17 protein-coding genes are annotated in these 20681 nt (G+C 69.6%); 15 read left to right on the top strand and 2 right to left on the bottom strand.

Annotated features, from left to right (window positions below; all coding sequences use genetic code 11):
- From JIX56_RS07180 to JIX56_RS07190, 3 genes are all read left to right on the top strand, one after another.
- Positions 1-1044, top strand: coding sequence for an Rv2578c family radical SAM protein (locus tag JIX56_RS07180; protein WP_257537926.1), 1044 nt, complete (start codon positions 1-3; stop codon positions 1042-1044).
- 146 nt (positions 1045-1190) lie between these two features.
- A complete protein-coding gene (locus JIX56_RS07185) occupies positions 1191-2762 on the top strand; it encodes an alpha/beta hydrolase (protein ID WP_257537927.1) in 1572 nt (523 codons plus the stop codon).
- 73 nt (positions 2763-2835) lie between these two features.
- Positions 2836-3366 carry a GNAT family N-acetyltransferase gene (locus JIX56_RS07190; protein ID WP_257537928.1) on the top strand — a complete coding sequence of 177 codons (531 nt, stop codon included), beginning with the start codon at positions 2836-2838 and terminating at the stop codon, positions 3364-3366.
- A gap of 96 nt (positions 3367-3462) precedes the next feature.
- Here the strand turns inward: JIX56_RS07190 and JIX56_RS07195 are convergent, their stop codons facing one another.
- On the bottom strand, positions 3463-4038 hold the full coding sequence (locus tag JIX56_RS07195) for an adenylosuccinate lyase (RefSeq protein ID WP_257537929.1): 576 nt from the start codon (positions 4036-4038) through the stop codon (positions 3463-3465).
- Positions 4039-4410: 372 nt separating this feature from the next.
- Here JIX56_RS07195 and JIX56_RS07200 point away from each other — a divergent pair, with 372 nt between their 5' ends.
- The 10 genes from JIX56_RS07200 (at position 4411) to JIX56_RS07245 (ending at position 16855) form a co-directional block, all read left to right on the top strand.
- Positions 4411-6225 (top strand): 3-hydroxyacyl-CoA dehydrogenase family protein, encoded by a 1815-nt coding sequence (locus JIX56_RS07200; RefSeq protein ID WP_257537930.1) that lies wholly within the window; start codon positions 4411-4413, stop codon positions 6223-6225.
- 196 nt (positions 6226-6421) lie between these two features.
- Positions 6422-7246 carry a TetR family transcriptional regulator gene (locus JIX56_RS07205; RefSeq protein ID WP_257537931.1) on the top strand — a complete coding sequence of 275 codons (825 nt, stop codon included), beginning with the start codon at positions 6422-6424 and terminating at the stop codon, positions 7244-7246.
- A 430-nt stretch (positions 7247-7676) separates the two neighbouring features.
- On the top strand, positions 7677-9014 hold the full coding sequence (ccrA, locus tag JIX56_RS07210; protein WP_257537932.1) for a crotonyl-CoA carboxylase/reductase: 1338 nt from the start codon (positions 7677-7679) through the stop codon (positions 9012-9014).
- A 10-nt stretch (positions 9015-9024) separates the two neighbouring features.
- Complete coding sequence (locus JIX56_RS07215) at positions 9025-11052, top strand: protein meaA (RefSeq protein ID WP_257537933.1); 2028 nt, start codon at positions 9025-9027, stop codon at positions 11050-11052.
- Positions 11049-12008: an HpcH/HpaI aldolase/citrate lyase family protein gene (locus JIX56_RS07220; protein ID WP_257537934.1), complete on the top strand. Its 960-nt coding sequence runs from the start codon at positions 11049-11051 to the stop codon at positions 12006-12008. The genes JIX56_RS07215 and JIX56_RS07220 overlap by 4 nt, the downstream gene beginning before the upstream one ends.
- Before the next feature lie 4 nt (positions 12009-12012).
- On the top strand, positions 12013-12537 hold the full coding sequence (locus JIX56_RS07225; RefSeq protein WP_257537935.1) for a MaoC family dehydratase: 525 nt from the start codon (positions 12013-12015) through the stop codon (positions 12535-12537).
- A 2-nt stretch (positions 12538-12539) separates the two neighbouring features.
- Positions 12540-13745, top strand: coding sequence for an acyl-CoA dehydrogenase family protein (locus JIX56_RS07230; RefSeq protein ID WP_257550770.1), 1206 nt, complete (start codon positions 12540-12542; stop codon positions 13743-13745).
- Positions 13746-13926: 181 nt separating this feature from the next.
- Positions 13927-14583, top strand: a complete 657-nt coding sequence (locus JIX56_RS07235) for a phosphatidylserine decarboxylase (protein ID WP_257537936.1) — start codon at positions 13927-13929, stop codon at positions 14581-14583.
- A 37-nt stretch (positions 14584-14620) separates the two neighbouring features.
- Positions 14621-15442, top strand: a complete 822-nt coding sequence (gene pssA / locus JIX56_RS07240; protein WP_257550771.1) for a CDP-diacylglycerol--serine O-phosphatidyltransferase — start codon at positions 14621-14623, stop codon at positions 15440-15442.
- A 204-nt stretch (positions 15443-15646) separates the two neighbouring features.
- Positions 15647-16855, top strand: coding sequence for an alpha/beta hydrolase (locus JIX56_RS07245; RefSeq protein ID WP_257537937.1), 1209 nt, complete (start codon positions 15647-15649; stop codon positions 16853-16855).
- A gap of 21 nt (positions 16856-16876) precedes the next feature.
- On the opposite strand, the gene JIX56_RS07250 is transcribed toward JIX56_RS07245, so the two are convergent.
- Entirely contained in the window at positions 16877-17995 is a 1119-nt protein-coding gene (locus JIX56_RS07250) for a glycerate kinase (RefSeq protein WP_306819937.1), read from the bottom strand.
- A gap of 633 nt (positions 17996-18628) precedes the next feature.
- On the opposite strand from JIX56_RS07250, the gene JIX56_RS07255 reads away from it, so the two are divergent.
- Both JIX56_RS07255 and JIX56_RS07260 read left to right on the top strand, forming a co-directional pair.
- Positions 18629-19699, top strand: a complete 1071-nt coding sequence (locus JIX56_RS07255; protein WP_257550772.1) for an ADP-ribosylglycohydrolase family protein — start codon at positions 18629-18631, stop codon at positions 19697-19699.
- A gap of 110 nt (positions 19700-19809) precedes the next feature.
- Positions 19810-20301, top strand: a complete 492-nt coding sequence (locus JIX56_RS07260; RefSeq protein ID WP_257537939.1) for an NUDIX domain-containing protein — start codon at positions 19810-19812, stop codon at positions 20299-20301.
- The last annotated feature ends 380 nt before the right edge of the window (positions 20302-20681 follow it).

Below are 20681 nucleotides of genomic sequence, written 5' to 3' on the forward strand. Positions count from 1 at the left end.
ATGCGCTGGGACCATCTGGCCGAGAACCCCGCCACGGCCCGGGACGCCGCGCTGTTCGGCGCGGACGCGGTGACGAGCCGGACCTTCGACACCCCGGAGTTCCGCGGCATGACCTTCCACGAGGTCCGGGCGAAAACGATCGTGAACCGGGTGCCGGGCGCCTCGCGGATGCCGTTCGAGTGGACGGTGAACCCGTATCGGGGCTGCACGCACGCGTGCGTCTACTGCTTCGCCCGCAAGACCCACAGCTATCTGGACCTCGACACGGGTCTCGACTTCGACTCGCAGATCGTGGTGAAGATCAACGCGCCCGAGCTGCTGCGCCGGCAGCTGGCCTCGCCGCGCTGGCACGGCGAGCACATCGCGATGGGCACCAACGTGGACTGCTATCAGCGCGCGGAGGGCCGCTACCGCCTGATGCCGGGGATCATCGCGGCCCTGCGCGACCACGCGAACCCCTTCTCGATCCTGACCAAGGGCACGCTGATCCTGCGCGACCTGGACCTGATCCGGCAGGCGGCGGAGGTCACCGAGGTCGGCATCTCCGTCTCCGTCGGCTTCACCGACCACGAGCTGTGGCGCACCGTCGAGCCGGGCACGCCTGCCCCGGAGCGCCGGCTGGACGTCGTGCGCGCCTTCACCGACGCCGGCATCGGCTGCGGAGTGCTGATGGCCCCCGTGCTCCCCTTCCTCAGCGACCACCCGGACCGGCTGCGCGCCACCGTACGGGCCATCGCGGCCTCCGGGGCGACGTCCGTGACCCCGCTGGTGCTGCATCTGCGGCCCGGCGCACGCGAGTGGTACATGGCCTGGCTGGAGCGCCATCACCCCTACCTCGCACGGCGTTACGAGCGGCTGTACGCGGAGGGCGCCTACGCCCCGAAGTGGTACCAGCGGCAGATCACCCGTCAGGTGCACGAGCTGGCCCAGGAGTACGGGATGGGTCCGAGGCGCGCGGAGCTGCCGAGGCGCATACCGGCTCGTGAGCCGGCCGCGCCGGAGACGGTCCCGGCCACGGAACCGACCCAGCTGACCCTTCTCTGACGCCTCCGGGGTCATCCGGGCGCTTCTCCCACCCCGATGGGGTCAAGTCTGGGCAGAACGCGTTCCTCCGAGGGCGCAGTCCGGGACGATGCGACGAAGGCCGTGGCGTGCACGGCTCGAAATCCTCCGTCCTGGGAGGCCTGACGATGAAGAAACGCGCAGTCGCTCTGTGCGGTGCCGCCGCCGTGTTGGCCGGGATGGTCACGGCGGTCCCGGCCGGCGCGAGCGGCGATTCCGCCTCCGCGCCGGTGCCGAAACCCGCTTGGAAGAAGTGCGCCACCAGTGACTATCCGAAGCTCCAGTGCGCCTCCCTGAAGGTGCCGCTGGACCACCGCGAGCCGAACGGCCGGAAGATCACGCTCGCCCTCTCCCGCATCCCGCACACCGCGAAGAAGTACCAGGGGCCGCTGCTGGTCAACCCGGGCGGGCCCGGCGGCAGCGGGCTCACACTGGCCGGGTTCGTCGCGTCCTCGCTGCCGGAGAAGGTGGCGGCGCAGTACGACGTCATCGGCTTCGACCCGCGCGGCGTCGGCGCCAGCAAGCCGGCGCTGAACTGCAGGCGGGACCACTTCTCACCGGTGCGCCCCGACTCCCTGCCGACCACCGCGAAGATCGAGCAGGCCAACCTCAGGCGGGCCGAGGCCTTCGCCACGGCCTGCGCCACGAAGTACGCGGACGTGCTGCCGTACATCGACACGATCAGCGCGGTCAAGGACATGGACGCCATCCGCGCGGCCCTCGGCGCCAAGAAGATCAACTACTTCGGATACTCGTACGGCACCTATCTGGGCGCCGTGTACGCCAAGCTCTTCCCCAGCCGCGTACGGCGTGCGGTGCTGGACTCCGTCGTCGACCCCACGGGGGTCTGGTACGACGACAACCTCCAGCAGGACCAGGCGTTCAACGACCGCCACCGGGCGCTGATGGCCTGGATCGCGAAGAACGACAAGACGTACCGGCTCGGCACCGATCCGGAGAAGATCGAGACCAAGTGGTACGCGATGCGGTCGGCGCTGGCCAGGAAGCCCGCGGACGGCGTGGTGGGCGCCTCCGAGCTGGAGGACACGTTCATGCCGGGCGGCTACTACAACGGCTACTGGCCCTATCTCGCCGAGGCGTTCGCGGCCTTCGTGAACAAGAAGAACGACGATCCGCTGGTCGAGGCGTACGAGAACTTCGGCGCCGTCGACGCGGCCGGCGACAACGGCTACAGCATCTACGCCTCGGTGCAGTGCCGTGACGCGCGCTGGCCGCGTGACTGGGACGAGTGGCGTGACGACAACTGGGCGGTGTACGAGAAGGCACCGTTCATGACCTGGAACAACGCCTGGTACAACGCGCCGTGCGCGTTCTGGCCCACGAAGTCCCTGCACTCGGTGGACATCTCCAACACCGCGCTGCCGCCGGTCCTGATCTTCCAGGCGACGGACGACGCGGCCACCCCGTACGAGGGCGGAGTCATCACCCACCTCCTGCTGCGCGGCTCCAGCCTGGTCGTCGAGCAGGGTGGCGGGAACCACGGCATCACACTGAGCGGCAACGCCTGTCTGGACAAGCACCTGGCGGCGTATCTGACCGACGGCACGGTACCCAGGGGCCACGGCGAGGCCGACGCCGTCTGCAAGAAGCTCCCCGACCCCAAGCCCCTGCGCACCAAGGCCGCGTCCGCCTCCTCACGAGGCTCGACGCTGCACGGCCTGCTGGGTTTCCGCGGCTGAGCACGACCTGACGGCAGGGGGTGGGGCACGAAATTCACGCCCCCACCCCCTGCCGTCCGCTTAATGTGCCGCCATGAACGACGCTCTCCGTGCCCTCCGCATACGCGAGATGGCCCTGTCCGACTGCCACCCCGTCGCCGAGATCCGCGTCGGCGGCTGGCAGACCGCGTACGCCGGGCTCGTACCGCAGTCGTACCTCGACGCCATGGACGTGGCGCAGGACGCCGAGAAGCGCCGCGCGATGCTCTCGAAGCCGGACAGCCCCGTGGTGAACCTGATCGCCGAGCGGGCCGGGCAGGTCGTCGGCTGGGCGGCGTACGGCCCCTACCGCGACGGCGAAGTCCGCACCGAGGACGCCGAGTTGTACGCGCTCTACGTACGACCGGGCCACTTCGGCGCCGGGGTGGGCACCGCGCTGCTGAGGGCGTCCACCGAGCGTTGCGAGGCCGCCGGCCACGGCCGCATGCTCCTGTGGGTCCTGAAGGAGAACGCCAGGGCCCGCCGCTTCTACGAACACCACGGCTTCACCGCGGACGGCGCCGAAGAACCCTTCGAGGTGAACGGGGTCGAGGTGCCCGAGATCCGGTACGTACGCGCCCCATAAGGGGGGCGGGGCTGTATCCGATATGCGGCTCCGCCGCGTGGGCGCGACAAGCCCCCACCGGACCCGCGGCCGCATCACCACCCAGGCAGCGGAGCGCTACCGCTGCCTGGGGATACGCGCCAGCGCCCGCACCGCCGCCTCCGCGAGCGTCGGATGCGCAAGGGCCTCGTTCAGCACGGTCCTGGCCCGGGCGTCCCCCAGCGCCCCCAGTCCCTCCACACACGCGAGCGCCACCCTGCGATACGGATCGTGCGGTCTCAGGCGGCGCTGCAGCGTGGTGATCAGCGCGGGGACGGACTCGGGGGCGCCGAGCTCGACGAGCAGGCGTACGGGGTGGAGGGCGTAGGCGACGCGGAGTTCGTTGGTCGCGAGGGCGGCCGCCGCGCGGGCGGTGCGCGGATCCCCGAGCCGGGCCAGCGCGTACGCGGCGGAAGCGCAGCGCGGCGGATCACGGTGATTGAGCAGCAGGACAAGTGCCTCGAAGGCCCGCCGGTCCCCCGCGACCCCCAACCGGAACGCCGCCAACTCCCGCGCCCACAACGGCTGTCCGGGCTCCGTCAGCACGGCGGCCAGCTCGTCCGTGGACTCGGTGGTGACGAGCCGCTCGTATCCCGCCGCGCCCCCCGACTCGCTCCGCACACGCTCCGTGAGTGATCGCAACTCCACGTCCATACGACCGAGCGTACGGGCGTGAACGCCCTTCGGGGACGTACATCACAAACATGAGGGCTGGCGCGCTCGTTACCCACCGGTTAAGCTCAGACGAGCGAGATACCCACTCGTGTTCGCTCGCGACGGTTTGGTGACGCAGCCGTGGTGAGCACAGTCGGTTCGGTACCTGGAGTACCAGTACGGCTCGGCCTCGGGACAGGGCCGGTCGGTTCAGCCGTTCCCCTTGGGCGTGTGCACGCCCGCGGCGACGGCGCCGGGCGTGTGCGTTCATCAGCCCGGCACCACCAACACCCGCATTCCACGCGCCGGTTGCGCGCTCTTCGCGTACCCGCGGCGCTTCCCTCAGTCGTCACCCTCGTCTGGAGTCCCGCGATGGCCACTCCCCTTTCCGACTCCCCCCTGTCCCCGCAGTCCCCCTTCAAGACGATCGCCGTGGTCGGTCTCGGCACCATGGGCACCGGTATCGCCGAGGTGCTGGCCCGGGCCGGCCGTGAGGTCGTCGGCGTCGACATCAGCGAGGCGGCCGCCGCCCGTGCCGTCGCCGCGCTGGAGGCCGCCACCGAGCGTGCCGTGGCGCGGGGCCGGATCACCGAGCAGGAGCGCGGCGACGCGCTCGCCCGTTTCCGCACCTTCACCGATCTGCAGGCCGCGGCCGACGCCGACCTGGTGATCGAGGTGGTTCCGGAGTCGTACGAGATCAAGCAGCAGCTCTTCCGTGAGCTGGACGCCATCGTGCGTCCGGAGACCGTCCTCGCCACCGGCACCAACGCCCTGTCGGTGACGCGTCTGGCCGCCGAGTCGGCGCGCCCGGAGCGGGTGCTCGGGCTGCACTTCTTCAACCCGGCGCCCGCGATGAAGCTGGTCGAGGTCGTCTCCTCGGTGCTGACCGCGCCCCAGGCCGTCGCCCAGGTCACGGATCTCGCCCTCGACCTGGGCAAGGAGCCCGTCGCGGTCGGCGACCGGCCCGGCTTCGTCGCCGACGGCCTGCTGTTCGGCTACCTCAACCAGGCCGCCGCGATGTACGAGGCCAAGTACGCCTCCCGCGAGGACATCGACGCGGCGATGCGGCTCGGCTGCGGCCTGCCGATGGGCCCGTTGGCGCTGCTGGACCTGATCGGCGTGGACACCGCGCGCACGGTCCTGGAGGCCATGTACACGGCCTCGCACGACCGGCTGCACGCGCCGGCGCCGATCCTCAAGCAGCTCAGCGAGGCGGGCCTGACCGGCCGTAAGTCGGGGCGCGGCTTCTACACGTACGAGGCCCCCGGCTCCGCCACGGTCGTGCGGGACGCGCTGACGCCGCCGGAGGGGGCCGCCACGGTTCCCGGCCGTACCGTCCGCTCGGTGGGTGTCGCGGGCTCGGGCACCATGGCGTCCGGGATCGCCGAGGTGTTCGCGAAGGCCGGGTACGAGGTCGTGCTGGCCGCCCGCAGCGAGGAGAAGGCGCAGGCCGCGAAGGCCCGCATCGGCAAGTCGCTCGCGCGCTCCGCCGACAAGGGACGGATGACGGTCGAGGCCGCCGCCGAGACGCTGGACCGGATCACCCCGGCGGGCTCGTACGACGCGTTCGCGGACGTCGATCTGGCGCTGGAGGCCGTGGCCGAGGACCTGGAGGTCAAGCGGCAGCTGTTCGCGACCTTCGACAAGGTGTGCAAGCCGGGCGCGATCCTCGCCACCACCACCTCGTCGCTGCCCGTCGTGGCCTGCGCCCGCGCCACCTCGCGCCCGCAGGACGTGATCGGCATGCACTTCTTCAACCCGGCGCCGGCGATGAAGCTGGTCGAGGTGGTCCGCACGGTCCTGACCGCCGAGGACGTGCACGCGACCGTGCGCGACCTGTGCGCCAAGGTCCGCAAGCACCCCGTGGACTGCGGCGACCGCGCCGGTTTCATCGTGAACGCGCTGCTGTTCCCGTATCTGAACAACGCCATCAAGATGGTCCAGGAGCACTACGCGACGCTGGACGACATCGACGCGGCCATGAAGCTGGGCGGCGGCTACCCGATGGGTCCGTTCGAGCTGCTGGACGTGGTCGGGCTGGATGTCTCGCTGGCCATCGAGAAGGTCCTGCACCGCGAGTTCCGCGACCCGGGGCTGGCCCCGGCGCCGCTTCTCGAGCACCTGGTGGCCGCGGGCTGCCTCGGCCGCAAGACGGGCCGAGGCTTCCGCGAATATGCCAAGCGCTGAGCGTCCGGGCGACGGGGCCGGGGAGAGTACGGACCGGAAGGACCACGCGACGGCGGGCACGGACTGGGGCGGGCTGCTCGCCCCGGGCAGCCGTCCGCCGCCCGTCCGTTCCACCGCTCCCCCGCCCGCCCACCTGGCCACTCCCCCGTCCGAGCGGGGCGGGGGGACGGCCGGACACGCGCACTCTCCTGCACGGATGCAGTACGTTCGGGGCATGTCCCAGCCCGCCAAGTCCTCACGTACACCAGCTGCGCCCGACGCCCCGGAGAGCGCCGCGGGCAGTCGTGCCGCCGCCCAACGCCTCAAGATGCGCCGGGAACTGGCGGCCGCGGCCATGGAGCTGTTCGCGACCAAGGGGTACGAGGCGACCACCGTCGACGAGATCGCGGCGGCGGCCGGGGTCGCCCGCCGCACCTTCTTCCGCCACTTCCGCTCCAAGGAAGAGGCGATCTTCCCGGACCACGACGACACCCTGATCCGCGCCGAGGCGGTGCTCAACGCGGCACCCCAGCACGAGCATCCGCTCGACACGGTGTGCCGCGGCATCAAGGAAGTCATGAAGATGTACGCGGCCCGGCCGGAGATCTCGGTCGCCCGCTACAAGCTGACCCGTGAGGTCCCCACCCTCCGCGAGGCGGAGATCGCCTCCGTAGCCCGCTACGAGCGCCTCTTCACCCGCTATCTGCTGGGCCACTTCGACGAGCACGCCCACCACGACGACGGCAACGACGACCCGCTGCTCGCCGAGGTCGCCGCGTCGGCGGTCGTCACCGCGCACAACCACGTGCTGCGGCGGTGGCTCAGATCCGGCGGACAGGGCGATGTCGAGAGGCAGCTCGACCACGCCTTCGCCATCGTCCGCAGGACATTCGGCACGGTCGGCGCAGGCCGCATCCTGACCCCGGAGCCGGCCCTCGTGACGGCCTCCACCCACGGCGAGGTGCTGGTGACGGTCGCCCGCACGGACGCCCCCCTCGACGAGGTCATGCGGACCATCGAAGAGGCACTCCGGGACCGCTGAGGCCTCTGCCCGAACCTCGATCTACTCATTGGTAACTGTGAGAACGGCCACCCCAGCGGGTGGCCGTTTTTGCACGTCAGAGGCCCTTTTCGACCTCCTTTTGATCGATCATCGCTCAGGTGTTACGTAAAGATTTCACCTGAGCGAACTTTCTGGCACTCGGTGCCTTGCGGGGTGACACGGCGTGCCATACGTTGAAGGAGTCCGGGCGGCCGGCGTGCAGCGAACTCTCGTACGTCGGCTGTCCCCCGCAAGCCACGTGCCTGCGTGCCCGGACGCCTGCGTCACAGGCAACCTTCCGCGCCACAAAGCGCCGCCGAAGCACCACCTCCGCCGAACCGACGGCATCACACCCGACCCAGCTCAGCAGCACCCGACGTAACCCTCAGCAGCGTCTTCCCTCAGGACGCTCGTCGCCGGAGGCACCACCGTGAAGGAAATCCTGGACGCGATCCAGTCCCCGGACTCCACGTCCGCCGACTTCGCCGCTCTGCCGCTCCCCGAGTCGTACCGCGCGATCACCGTGCACAAGGACGAGACGGACATGTTCGCGGGCCTCACCACCCGCGACAAGGACCCCCGCAAGTCGATCCACCTGGACGACGTGCCGCTCCCGGAGCTCGGCCCGGGCGAGGCCCTGGTGGCCGTCATGGCCTCCTCGGTGAACTACAACTCCGTGTGGACCTCGATCTTCGAGCCGCTGCCGACCTTCGCCTTCCTGGAGCGGTACGGCAAGCTCTCCGAGCTGACCAAGCGCCATGACCTGCCGTACCACATCATCGGCTCCGACCTGGCGGGCGTCGTCCTGCGCACCGGCCCCGGTGTCAACGCCTGGCGGCCCGGTGACGAGGTCGTGGCCCACTGCCTCTCCGTCGAGCTGGAGTCGTCCGACGGCCACAACGACACGATGCTCGACCCCGAGCAGCGGATCTGGGGCTTCGAGACCAACTTCGGCGGCCTGGCGGAGATCGCACTCGTCAAGTCGAACCAGCTGATGCCGAAGCCCGACCACCTCAGCTGGGAGGAGGCCGCCGCGCCGGGTCTGGTCAACTCCACCGCGTACCGGCAGCTGGTCTCCCGCAACGGCGCCGACATGAAGCAGGGCGACAACGTGCTGATCTGGGGCGCGAGCGGCGGACTCGGCTCGTACGCCACCCAGTTCGCCCTCGCCGGCGGCGCCAACCCGATCTGTGTCGTCTCCAGCGAGCAGAAGGCCGACATCTGCCGGGCCATGGGCGCCGAGGCGATCATCGACCGCACCGCCGAGGACTACAAGTTCTGGAAGGACGAGCACACCCAGGACCCGCGTGAGTGGAAGCGCTTCGGCAAGCGCATCCGTGAACTCACCGGCGGCGAGGACGTCGACATCGTCTTCGAGCACCCGGGCCGCGAGACCTTCGGTGCCTCGGTCTACGTCACCCGCAAGGGCGGCACGATCGTCACCTGCGCCTCGACGTCGGGCTACAACCACGAGTACGACAACCGCTACCTGTGGATGTCGCTGAAGCGGATCATCGGCTCGCACTTCGCGAACTACCGCGAGGCCTGGGAGGCCAACCGCCTCATCGCCAAGGGCAAGATCCACCCCACGCTGTCGAAGGTCTACTCCCTGGAGGAGACCGGGCAGGCCGCGTACGACGTGCACCGCAACCTCCACCAGGGCAAGGTCGGCGTGCTCTGCCTCGCCCCCGAGGAAGGCATGGGCGTGCGGGACCAGGAGAAGCGCGCCCAGCACATCGACGCCATCAACCGCTTCCGGAACATCTGAGGTCCAAAAGATGAGTGAGCGTCAGAAGGACCGGCCGTGGCTGATGCGGACGTACGCCGGTCACTCCACGGCCGAGGCGTCCAACGAGCTGTACCGGCGCAACCTCGCCAAGGGGCAGACGGGTCTCTCGGTGGCGTTCGATCTGCCGACGCAGACCGGCTACGACTCCGACCACATCCTCGCCCGCGGCGAGGTCGGCCGGGTCGGGGTCCCGGTGGCCCATCTCGGTGACATGCGCAGGCTGTTCCAGGACATCCCCCTGGACCAGATGAACACCTCGATGACCATCAACGCCACCGCCATGTGGCTGCTGGCGCTCTACCAGGTCGTCGCGGAGGAGCAGGGTGTGGACATCACCCAGCTCCAGGGGACGACCCAGAACGACATCGTCAAGGAGTACCTGTCGCGGGGCACCCATGTGTTCCCGCCGGGACCCTCGCTCCGGCTGACGACGGACATGATCGCGTACACGGTCTCCCACATCCCGAAGTGGAACCCGATCAACATCTGCAGCTACCACCTGCAGGAGGCCGGGGCCACGCCGGTGCAGGAGATCGCGTACGCGATGTCCACGGCGATCGCGGTGCTGGACGCCGTGCGTGACTCCGGCCAGGTGCCGCAGGAGCGCATGGGTGACGTCGTCGGCCGTATCTCCTTCTTCGTGAACGCGGGCGTCCGTTTCGTCGAGGAGATGTGTAAGATGCGGGCCTTCGGCCGCATCTGGGACCGGATCACCCGCGAGCGGTACGGCATCGAGAACCCCAAGCATCGGCGTTTCCGGTACGGCGTCCAGGTCAACTCCCTCGGTCTGACCGAGGCGCAGCCGGAGAACAACGTCCAGCGGATCGTGCTGGAGATGCTGGCCGTGACGCTCTCCAAGGACGCGCGGGCCAGGGCGGTCCAGCTGCCGGCCTGGAACGAGGCTCTCGGCCTGCCCCGGCCGTGGGACCAGCAGTGGTCGCTGCGGATCCAGCAGGTGCTGGCGCACGAGAGCGATCTGCTGGAGTACGAGGACATCTTCGAGGGCTCGCACGTCATCGAGGCGAAGGTGGCCCAGCTGGTCGAGGAGTCCTTCGCCGAGATCGAGCGGATCCAGGAGATGGGCGGCGCGATGGCCGCCGTCGAGTCCGGCTACCTCAAGTCGCAGCTGGTCTCCTCGCACGCCGAGCGCCGGGCCCGGATCGAGTCGGGCCAGGAGAAGATCGTCGGCGTCAACATCTACGAGTCGACGGAGCCGAACCCGCTGACCGCCGACCTGGACGCGGCGATCCAGACGGTCGACCCGGCCGTCGAGGCGCGGGTGATCAAGTCGCTCCAGAACTGGCGCGACACCCGCTACCAGCCGCCCTTCAACCATCCGCGCCCGTGCAAGGCGCTGGAGCGGCTGAAGGAAGCCGCGAAGGGCACCGACAACCTCATGGCGGCCACCCTGGAGTGCGCCCGTGCCGGGGTCACGACCGGCGAGTGGGCCGGGGCCCTGCGAGAGGTGTTCGGGGAGTTCCGGGCACCGACCGGTGTGTCGTCGGCGCCGGTGGCCGTCTCCGCCGAGGAGGGCTCGGCCATGTCGGAGGTCCGCCGCAAGGTGGACCTGACGGCGAAGGACCTGAACGTCGGCAAGCTCCGCTTCCTGGTCGGCAAGCCGGGCCTGGACGGACACTCCAACGGGGCCGAGCAGATCGCCGTGCGGGCCCGTGACGCGGGCTTCGAGGTCGTCTACCAGGGCATCCGGCTCACTCCCGAGCAGATCGTGGACGCGGCCCTCGCCGAGGACGTGCACGCGGTCGGCCTGTCCATCCTGTCCGGGTCGCACGCGCAGCTCGTGCCGGACGTGCTGGAACGGCTGCGTGTGGCAGGCGCCACAGATATTCCGGTGATCGCCGGTGGCATCATCCCGAATGGTGACGCCGAACAGCTGCGGGCCGCGGGAGTCGCCGCGGTCTTCACGCCGAAGGATTTCGACATCACCGGAATCATCGGCCGGATCGTCGACGAGATCCGTAAAGCGAACAAGCTCGACCCCCTGGAGGTCCCCGCATGACCGTCAACCGTCTTCGTCCGCGGCGCTCCTGCCTGGCCGTACCGGGCTCGAACCCCCGCTTCCTGGAGAAGGCACAGGGCCTCCCGGCGGACCAGGTCTTCCTCGACCTGGAGGACGCGTGCGCCCCCCTCGCCAAGCCCGAGGCCCGGCACACGATCGTGAAGTTCCTCAACGAGGGCGACTGGACCGGTAAGACGCGGGTCGTGCGCGTCAACGACTGGACGACGGAGTGGACGTACCGCGATGTCGTGACCGTCGTCGAGGGCGCGGGCCAGAACCTCGACTGCATCATGCTGCCGAAGGTTCAGACCGCCCAGCAGGTCGTCGCCCTCGACCTCCTGCTGACGCAGATCGAGAAGACGATGGGCTTCGAGGTCGGCAAGATCGGCATCGAGGCGCAGATCGAGAACGCGCAGGGCCTGAACAACGTCAACGAGATCGCCACGGCTTCCCCGCGCGTCGAGACGATCATCTTCGGCCCGGCCGACTTCATGGCCTCCATCAACATGAAGTCGCTGGTCGTGGGCGAGCAGCCGCCCGGCTACCCGGCGGACGCCTACCACTACATCCTGATGAAGATCCTGATGGCCGCCCGCGCCAACAACCTCCAGGCGATCGACGGCCCCTACCTGCAGATCCGCAACACCGACGGCTACCGCGAGGTCGCCCGGCGCGCCGCGGCCCTCGGCTTCGACGGCAAGTGGGTGCTGCACCCGGGCCAGGTCGAGGCGTCCAACGAGATCTTCTCGCCCTCGCAGGAGGACTACGACCACGCCGAGCTGATCCTGGACGCGTACGACTACTACACGTCCGAGGCGGGCGGCAAGAAGGGCTCGGCGATGCTCGGCGACGAGATGATCGACGAGGCCAGCCGCAAGATGGCCCTGGTCATTTCCGGCAAGGGGCGCGCGGCCGGCATGCAGCGCACCAGCAAGTTCGAGATCCCGGAGGCGTAAGGACATGCAGTTCGGGCGCACCTACGAGGAGTTCGAGGTCGGGGCTGTCTACAAGCACTGGCCCGGGAAGACGGTCACGGAGTACGACGACCACCTCTTCTGTCTCCTCACGATGAACCACCACCCGCTCCACATGGACTCCAACTACGCGGAGCGGACGACCGACTTCGGCAAGAACGTCGTCGTGGGGAACTACATCTACTCGCTGCTGCTGGGCATGTCCGTGCCGGACGTCTCCGGCAAGGCGATCGCCAACCTGGAGATCGAGTCGCTGAAGCACGTGGCGCCGACCTTCCACGGCGACACGATCTACGGCGAGACGACCGTGCTCGACAAGTGGCCGTCGAAGTCGAAGAACGACCGCGGCATCGTCCACGTCGAGACCAAGGGCTACAAGCAGGACGGCACGCTGGTGTGCGTGTTCCGCCGCAAGGTCATGGTGCCGACCGAGACGTACATCAAGGAGCGCGGCGGCGAGCAGCCGGGCCGCCCGGAGCTGAAGGCCCCTTCGGAAAAGACGGAGAAGTAGCCATGGCACGACTCGCCCAGACCCACGGCCTCACGGACATTCAGCAGGAGATTCTCTCCACCGTCCGTGACTTCGTGGACAAGGAGATCATCCCGGTCGCGACCGAACTGGAGCACCGCGACGAGTACCCGCAAGCGATCGTCGACGGGCTCAAGGAACTGGGCCTCTTCGGCCTGATGATCCCCGAGGAGTACGGCGGTCTGGGCGAGTCCCTGCTCACGTACGCGCTGTGCGTGGAGGAGATCGCCCGGGGCTGGATGTCCGTGTCCGGGATCATCAACACGCATTTCATCGTGGCGTACATGCTGAAGCAGCACGGCACGCAGGAGCAGAAGGACTACTTCCTGCCGAAGATGGCGCTCGGTGAGATCCGGGGCGCCTTCTCGATGTCGGAGCCGGCGCTCGGTTCCGATGTGTCGGCGATCACATCGAAGGCGGTCAAGGACGGCGACGAGTATGTCCTGAACGGTCAGAAGATGTGGCTGACGAACGGCGGGACGTCAACCCTGGTCGCCGTTCTCGTCCGAAGTGACGAAGGACACCCGGAGGGCACCGCCCCCCACAAGTCGATGACGACCTTTCTGGTCGAGAAGGAGCCCGGCTTCGGAGAGGTCCGCCCCGGCCTCACCATTCCCGGGAAGATCGACAAGATGGGCTACAAGGGCGTCGACACGACCGAGCTCATCATGGACGGACTGCGCATTCCGGCCAATCGTGTACTCGGTGGCGTCACCGGCCGAGGGTTTTACCAAATGATGGACGGCGTAGAGGTCGGCCGGGTGAATGTGGCCGCACGTGGCTGTGGTGTCGCTCAGCGCGCATTCGAGCTCGGTGTCCGGTACGCCCAGCAGCGCCACACTTTCGGCAAGCAGATCGCCCAGCACCAGGCGATCCAGTTCAAGCTGGCCGAGATGGCTACCAAGGTCGAGGCCGCCCATGCGATGATGGTGAACGCAGCGCGCAAAAAGGACTCGGGCGAACGAAACGACCTCGAAGCAGGGATGGCGAAGTACCTCGCCTCCGAATACTGCAAAGAAGTCGTCGAGGACGCTTTCCGGATCCACGGCGGTTACGGCTTCTCCAAGGAGTACGAGATCGAGCGCCTCTACCGTGAGGCGCCGATGCTGCTGATCGGTGAAGGTACCGCCGAAATCCAGAAAATGATCATCGGCCGTCGACTGCTCGAAGAGTATCGATTCCAGGGCTAGTCGAGGGCCGGATGCCTGATTCGGGGTGTTTTCTTCGAGAAGGAGATCACACCCTGTCAGCACTCTTCGGTCGCCGACTCGACTTCCTGGCTTGCCCAGTTGCGGTCGGCGACCGGTACGATCCCTGGGAAAGCCGCCGTCCCCAGTCACCGCGCGGCATCATCCGCTACGAAGGTCATCCATGCCCCACAGCCAAACCTCTGCACCACGCGACAGCCTCGTCGGCGTACGGCTCGCGCGCGGAGCATCGCCGTGGCTTCTCCCGACCGTCGCCACCGCAGCACTCAGCCTCGCCCGCTCGCGTCGCTCCGGCGCCGCCCGGGCCGTGGCCGTACCCGCCACCGCGCTGGCGGCGGGCATGCTGTGGTTCTTCCGCGACCCCGAGCGTGAGATCGCCCAGGGCCGGGTCATCTCGCCCGCCGACGGAGTGGTGCAGAGCATCATGCCGTGGAAGGACGGCCGCACCCGCGTCGCGATCTTCATGAGCCCGCTCAATGTCCACGTCAACCGCGCGCCGCTCAGCGGCACGGTGACGTCGGTCGAGCACATCCCGGGTGGGTTCGTTCCGGCGTTCAACAAGGAGAGCGAGAACAACGAGCGCGTCGTCTGGCACTTCGACACCGAACTCGGTGACATCGAGATGATCCAGATCGCCGGCGCCGTGGCTCGCCGCATCGTTCCGTACCTCCCCGAGGGCACCAAGGTCGAGCAGGGTGACCGGATCGGGCTGATCCGCTTCGGCTCGCGCGTCGACATCTACCTGCCCGAGGGTGTGGAGATCGACGTCGAGGTGGGTCAGAAGACCGTGGCTGGGGTGACTCGCATTGACCGTGATTGATCCGGAGACCCAGCCCGGCCAGACCGGGACCGGCTGGGTGCCCGACGTCGACGAGGTGGAGGACGACGCGGAGGAGATGCCGCTGTCACTCCGTCTGTCGATAGCGGACACGCTCACGCTGGGCAACGCCACGTGTGGCTTCATGGCGGTGTACTTCACGACCACCGGCATCCTGATCCCGCATCTCACCGGCAGCCAGGAGTCGGGCATGGCCCGGCACAGCGCGGCCACCGCCGTGATCCTGATGCTGTGCGCGGCGATCTTCGACCTGTTCGACGGGCTGGTGGCGCGCAAGCTCCGCTCCTCGCCGATGGGCGCGGAGCTGGACAACCTCTCCGACCTGATCAGCTTCGGCCTGGCGCCGGCGTACTTCGTCCTCGTCTACGGCATGGTCGCCGACGACGCGCACCAGCGTGTGGCCGCGGTGGGCGCGATCGTCGTACTGCTGGCCGTGGTGCTGAGGCTCGCGAGATTCTCCTGTGTGACGGTCAAGGACGGCACGTTCCAGGGCATGCCGTCGCCGTTCGGCGCGCTGACCGTCGTGTCGATCGTGCTCCTGGAGCTGCCCTTCGTGGCGACCCTCCTGGCGATCCTCGGCACGGCGTGGCTGATGGTGAGCCGGGTCGAGTACCCGAAGCCGCGGGGTCCCCTCGCGGTGGCGATGCTCTCCTGGATCGTCCTCTCCATGGGGCTGCTGATGGCCTGGGCCTTCGACGCCCCCGGCGGCCAGCTCCTCCTCCAGACCGGCTGTGCCCTGCAGCTCGTCATGGGCGCGGTGATCCCCCTCTTCGCCACGGCGCGGCGGGTGAACAACTTCCGTGACAACCGGCGCGAGGCACGGGCGGCGCAGCTGCCCTGACTCTCGTTCCAGCACTGACAGGTGTGGCCCGAGCCTCCCCGGCTCGGGCCACACCTGTTTCGCGTTCAAGGGCGTCCACGGTTTGCTCTTGAGGGGTCAACTAGCTGGCGTGGGGGCCCAGTTGCCAGGACCCACGGAGGGGAGGACGGTGGAAAAGGATGACTTTCATCCCACTTGCCCCTATGTGACCGTCAGGAGATGGGCATGACGTCCTACGAACTCAGAGAGCACAAGGTCAAGCACTTGTCGACGGTCCCGGCGACCGAGGACGTCGAGATCGAACTGGCCGTCCGGGAGTACGACGGCACCCCCACCGGGCAGGACCGCGAGCCGGTGCTGATGCTCCACGGCAGGAGCGTGCCTGCGTTGCCAGGGTTCGACCTCGCGCCGGTGCCCGGCGGCGACCCCAACCGGTACAGCTGGGCTCAGGAACTCGCGCAGGCTCATTACGACGTCTTCATCATGGATCTCCAGGGCTCCGGCCGGTCAACCCGCCCCGGGCCGATGGACGATCCGTGCAACGCCAACCCGGCGCAGCAACAACCGGTCCTCGTCGACCACACCATCCCGGCGCCCTGCCCGCCCCAGTACACGTCCGAGCTGGGCAATGCCGAGAGTGACGGGGCAGAGCTGGCGGCGGTGGTGAAGTTCATCAAGTCCCAGGTGGGCACCGGGAAGCGGATCCGCTTCGTCGGCTGGTCCGCAGCCGCGTTCGTCATGGGCCCCTACACCCTCCAGCACCCCGACGATGTCGAGAGCCTGTTTCTGATCGCCCCGATGTTCCCGCCGCGAGGCCGGTGGTCGGGAAAGACCGAAGACCCCTTCGGGCGCCCGCCGGGGGTCACGACACTGCCCGTGGGCCAGCCGCCCAACCAGTTCGGTTTCCCGATGAATGTCGGCAGCAAGGGTGGCTTCACGAGGCCGCTGACCGGCCCCCTGTGGGAGGCCGGCATCGGCGAGCGTGTGTGGGCCGCCTGCATGGAGGTCGACCCCGTCGGCAGCAAGTGGGGACCCCAGACGAACGGCGACTACGAGGGCGTCCTGCGGTACCGGAACACCTACTGGTGGGGCTGGAACAGCAAGACCGTGCCGCACATGAGCGAGGGCAGGCACGTGCTCGGCGACAGGGTCCCCGTACTCATCCTCTACGGGGAACTGGACCGGACGGCCAACACGCAGACGTCGATGCCCGACGACCTGTACTTCTCCGTTCCGGACCTCTATGCGGCCATCGGGGGCTCGGAGAAGCTGATGTTCTGCTTCGAGGCATCGAGCCACTCCCTGGTCTGGGAGACCACCGCCCAGGCCATCCACCACTACTCGAAGCACTGGTTCAAGAACGGCAAGGTGGAGGGCGTGAGCAGCGGCAAGTACTTCAGGGAACTGGACGGGAATCTGATTCCCGTCCAGTAGAGGCTCAGGTCCCGTAGAGGCTCAGGTGAGGAAGTCCCGGCCGATCCGCTCGGCCACCAGCTCCAGGATCGGCCCCGCCTCGGCGATGCAGCGCTCGACGTCCGGCTCGACCTCCGTCAGGGGGTACGCCCGGCGGATGCCCGCACGCCCCAGCGCCTGCGGGGGCAGCGCCAGGCGGCCGCAGACGGCCACGACCTCCTTGTCGGCGGCCCGGGCGGCGGCCGCGACCCCCGCCGGGGCCTTGCCGTGGAGGGTCTGTTCGTCCAGCGAGCCCTCGCCGGTGATCACCAGCGTGGCCTTCTCCAGCGCCGCCGCGAAGCCCAGGACGTCGAGCATGACCTCGATGCCGGGGCGGAAGCGGGCACCGAGGATGAGGGCGCCGTAGCCGATACCGCCGGCGGCGCCCGCGCCGGGGGCGAGCGCGTGCTCGGCGGCGCGGCTGCCGACCGTCTGCTCCAGGACGGCCGCGAAGTGGGCCAGGGCCGCGTCCAGCGTCGCCACGTCCTGGGGGCTCGCGCCCTTCTGCGGCCCGTACACGGCGGGGGCGCCCTTCGGGCCCGTCAGCGGGTTGTCGACATCGCTCGCCAGGACGAAGTCGATCGACGCGAACCTGTCGTCGAGGCCCGCGAGGTCCGCCGTCACCAGATCGCGCAGGCCCCCGCCGCCGGGGCCGACCGGCTCACCGGCGGCGTTCAGGAAGCGTGCGCCCAGCGCGGCGAGCATGCCCGCGCCCCCGTCCGTCGTGGCGCTGCCGCCGACGCCGAACACGATCGTGCGGGCGCCCGCGTCGAGCGCGGCGCGCAGCAGCTCTCCGGAGCCGTACGTGGTGGCCGTGAGCGGCGCGAAGACCCCGGCGGGGAGCCGCTGCAGCCCGCCGGCCTCCGCCATCTCGACGACGGCCGTGTCGCCGCGCAGCGCGTAGGCGGCGGTGACGGGCTCGCCCAGCGGCCCGGTGACCCGTACCTCACGTCGTTCGAACCCGGCCGCGACCGCCGCGGCCACCGTGCCGTCGCCTCCGTCGGCCACCGGCAGCGCCTCGATCTCCAGGTCGGGCAGGACCCGGCGCAGGCCCGCCGTCACCCGCTCGGCGACCTGGACGGCCGTCAGCGTGCCCTTGAACTTGTCCGCGGCGATCAGCACCCGCGGGGTTGCCCTGCCCGTGCCGATCCCGTCCACTGCGGCGTTCGCCACCTTGCGTTCCCCTCGCTCATCAAGCCTTGCGCATGTCAAGGCAGTCGCGCCGCTGCGACCCTAACCGCCCTGGCCCCGCTCCGCCATGCCCCGTCCCGCCCACCGAACACACGGCAGGCGTGGCCGAGGACGGCCTCGTCGAAGCCAGGGGCGGGTCCGGGGGCGGCCCCCGGAGCCAAGGGCGGGGCCGGGGCGGACCCCGGGACCGGGCGGACGGGGGGGCGGCCTCCGATGCCGTATGCGGGGCTGGGGGCGGACCCCAGCACCACAAGCGGATCCGGGACCCGGACGCCGTATGGGGGCCGGACGAAGGCGGGCCCCACGCTCGTACGCCAACCGGGGCGGCGCGCCCCCAACCACAAGCAGGTCCCGGGCCCCGACGCCGTTCGTGGGCCGGACGAAGGCGGGCCCCACGCCGTACGCCGACCGGGGGCCTCCGACGCCCGCGTCGCGGAGCCGGTGGCGCCGTTCGCCGATGTCCTCAGCGTCGCCCGTCGCCCCACCCGCACGCCGTTCCCCGAGCAGCCCCGGCCCGAATTGGGTAGACCTTCACCCATGACGCCCATGACCCCCATGACCGCGATGCCCCCCGTGGGCACGGAACTCGCCGACCGCGTTCACGGGGGCTGGCTGGGCAGGATCGCGGGCAACATGCTCGGGAAGCCGGTCGAGCAGGGTGATGTGTGGACGCGGGAGCGGATCGACGGCTATCTGCGGCGGACGGGGGGCCTGCCTCTCACCGACTACCTCCCGGAGCCGGTCAGTGAGAGCGACGGGCTCGCGATGCGGCCGGAGTGGCGGAGTTGCGTACGCGGCCGGATCCACGGCAGCTGCCGGGACGACGACATCGACTACGCGATCCTCGGGCTGCACCTCCTGGAGACACACGGCTTCGGCTTCAGCACCGAGCAGGTCGGCGACCTGTGGCTGCTGCGGCTGCCGTATCTGCAGACGTTCACGGCGGAACGCGCGGCCTACCGCAATCTGGCGAACGGCCTGAAGCCACCGCTGACGGCCACGTACGACAACCCCTACCAGGAGTGGATCGGCGCCCTCATCCGTGCCGACGTCTACGGCTGGACCTGCCCGGGCCGGCCCCGGCAGGCGGCCTCGCTGGCCCGGCGCGACGCGGTGCTGTCGCACACCGGCAACGGGGTGTACGGGGCGATGTGGGCGGCGGCGCTGATCGCGGCGGCGTTCACGGCGCCCGGGGTGCGGGCGGCCGTGGACGAGGCGTTGGCGGTGATCCCGGCGAGCAGCCGCCTCGCCCGGATCGTGCGGCGGGTCGCCTCGCTGCACGACACCGGGTTGACATGGGAGGACACGCTCACGACGGTGGGCGAGGAGACCGCCGGGCCGGGCTGGATCCACGTCGTGCCGAACGTCGCGGTGCTGACCGCCGGTCTGCTGTACGGCGAGGGCGACTTCACCCGCACGATCGCGCTGACCGTCCGCGGCGGCCTGGACACCGACTCCAACGGGGCCACCGCCGGTTCGGTGGCGGGTGTGCTGTGCGGGGCGGCGGCGATTCCGGACCGGTGGAAGGACCCGCTGGAGGACACCGTGCGCAGCGCCGTGTTCGGCTTCGACGGGGTGCGCATCAGCGAACTCGCGGAGCGCACGGCCCGGTTGGCGGTGGCCTCCGGCCCCTGAGCGCCGGTCGTTCCGCTCCCCCAGCGGCATTCGCCCCGCTCCCCGCGCGCCGGTTCCTCCGCCCCCGAGCGCCCATGTCCCGCCCCTCGGCCGCCGTCTACGCTTCCTGGATGGCCACTCCAGACTTTGCCGCGTACATCGCGAGCCTGCCCCGTGTCCTCGCCGGCGCCGCCGCGGTCTTCCGGGACGCCGAGGGCAGGGTGCTGCTCGTCGAGCCCAACTACCGTGAGGGATGGGCGCTTCCGGGCGGGACGATCGAGTCGGACGACGGCGAGACCCCGAGGCAGGGCGCGCGGCGCGAGACGGCCGAGGAGATCGGGCTCGACGTCGAGCTGGGGCGGCTGCTCGCCGTGGACTGGGTGCACGGGGTGGGGCGCCCGCCGCTGGTGGCGTATGTGTACGACGGCGGTGTGCTCGGCGAGGAGGACCTGAAGCGGATCCGCTTGCAGGAGGAGGAGCTGCTGTCGTGGCGGCTCGTCCCGCGTGCCGAACTCACCGGGTACCTCCTGGGCACGCTCGGCCTCCGCGTTCTCGCCGCCCTCGACGCGCTGGCGGACGGCACAGGTCCGGTCGAACTGGAGAACGGCAACCGGGTGGACTGAACCGGCGAAAAACCGACGAAGGCGCGAAGAAGGACCGGCGAAGATCAGCCACGGCAGTGCCATGCGGCTGTCGTCCACCGGTGACAGGAGTCAGCTGACATCCTGTCAACTCCCCTTGCACAGAACGTGAGGAAGGTGAGCGCTTCACTTAATGGAAATTTAAAGCGCTGGCTGAAAACGCTGCCCGCCCGTCACTCCAGCATCTAGGCTGACATCACCCCGACCGAGCGATCCCGCCTCTTCACCTCGCTCCGGAACCGGGGCAGCACTCGGGACACCCGTGACCGGCGGCCCGGGCGCGGGCCGTGGCTCCGGGAGATCCGGAGCTTCTGGGGAACGGCCACCGGGAGCCGCCCGGACCAGTCGGTCTCCCCCCCCAC

This window comes from Streptomyces sp. CA-210063 (assembly GCF_024612015.1).
Lineage (GTDB): Bacteria > Actinomycetota > Actinomycetes > Streptomycetales > Streptomycetaceae > Streptomyces.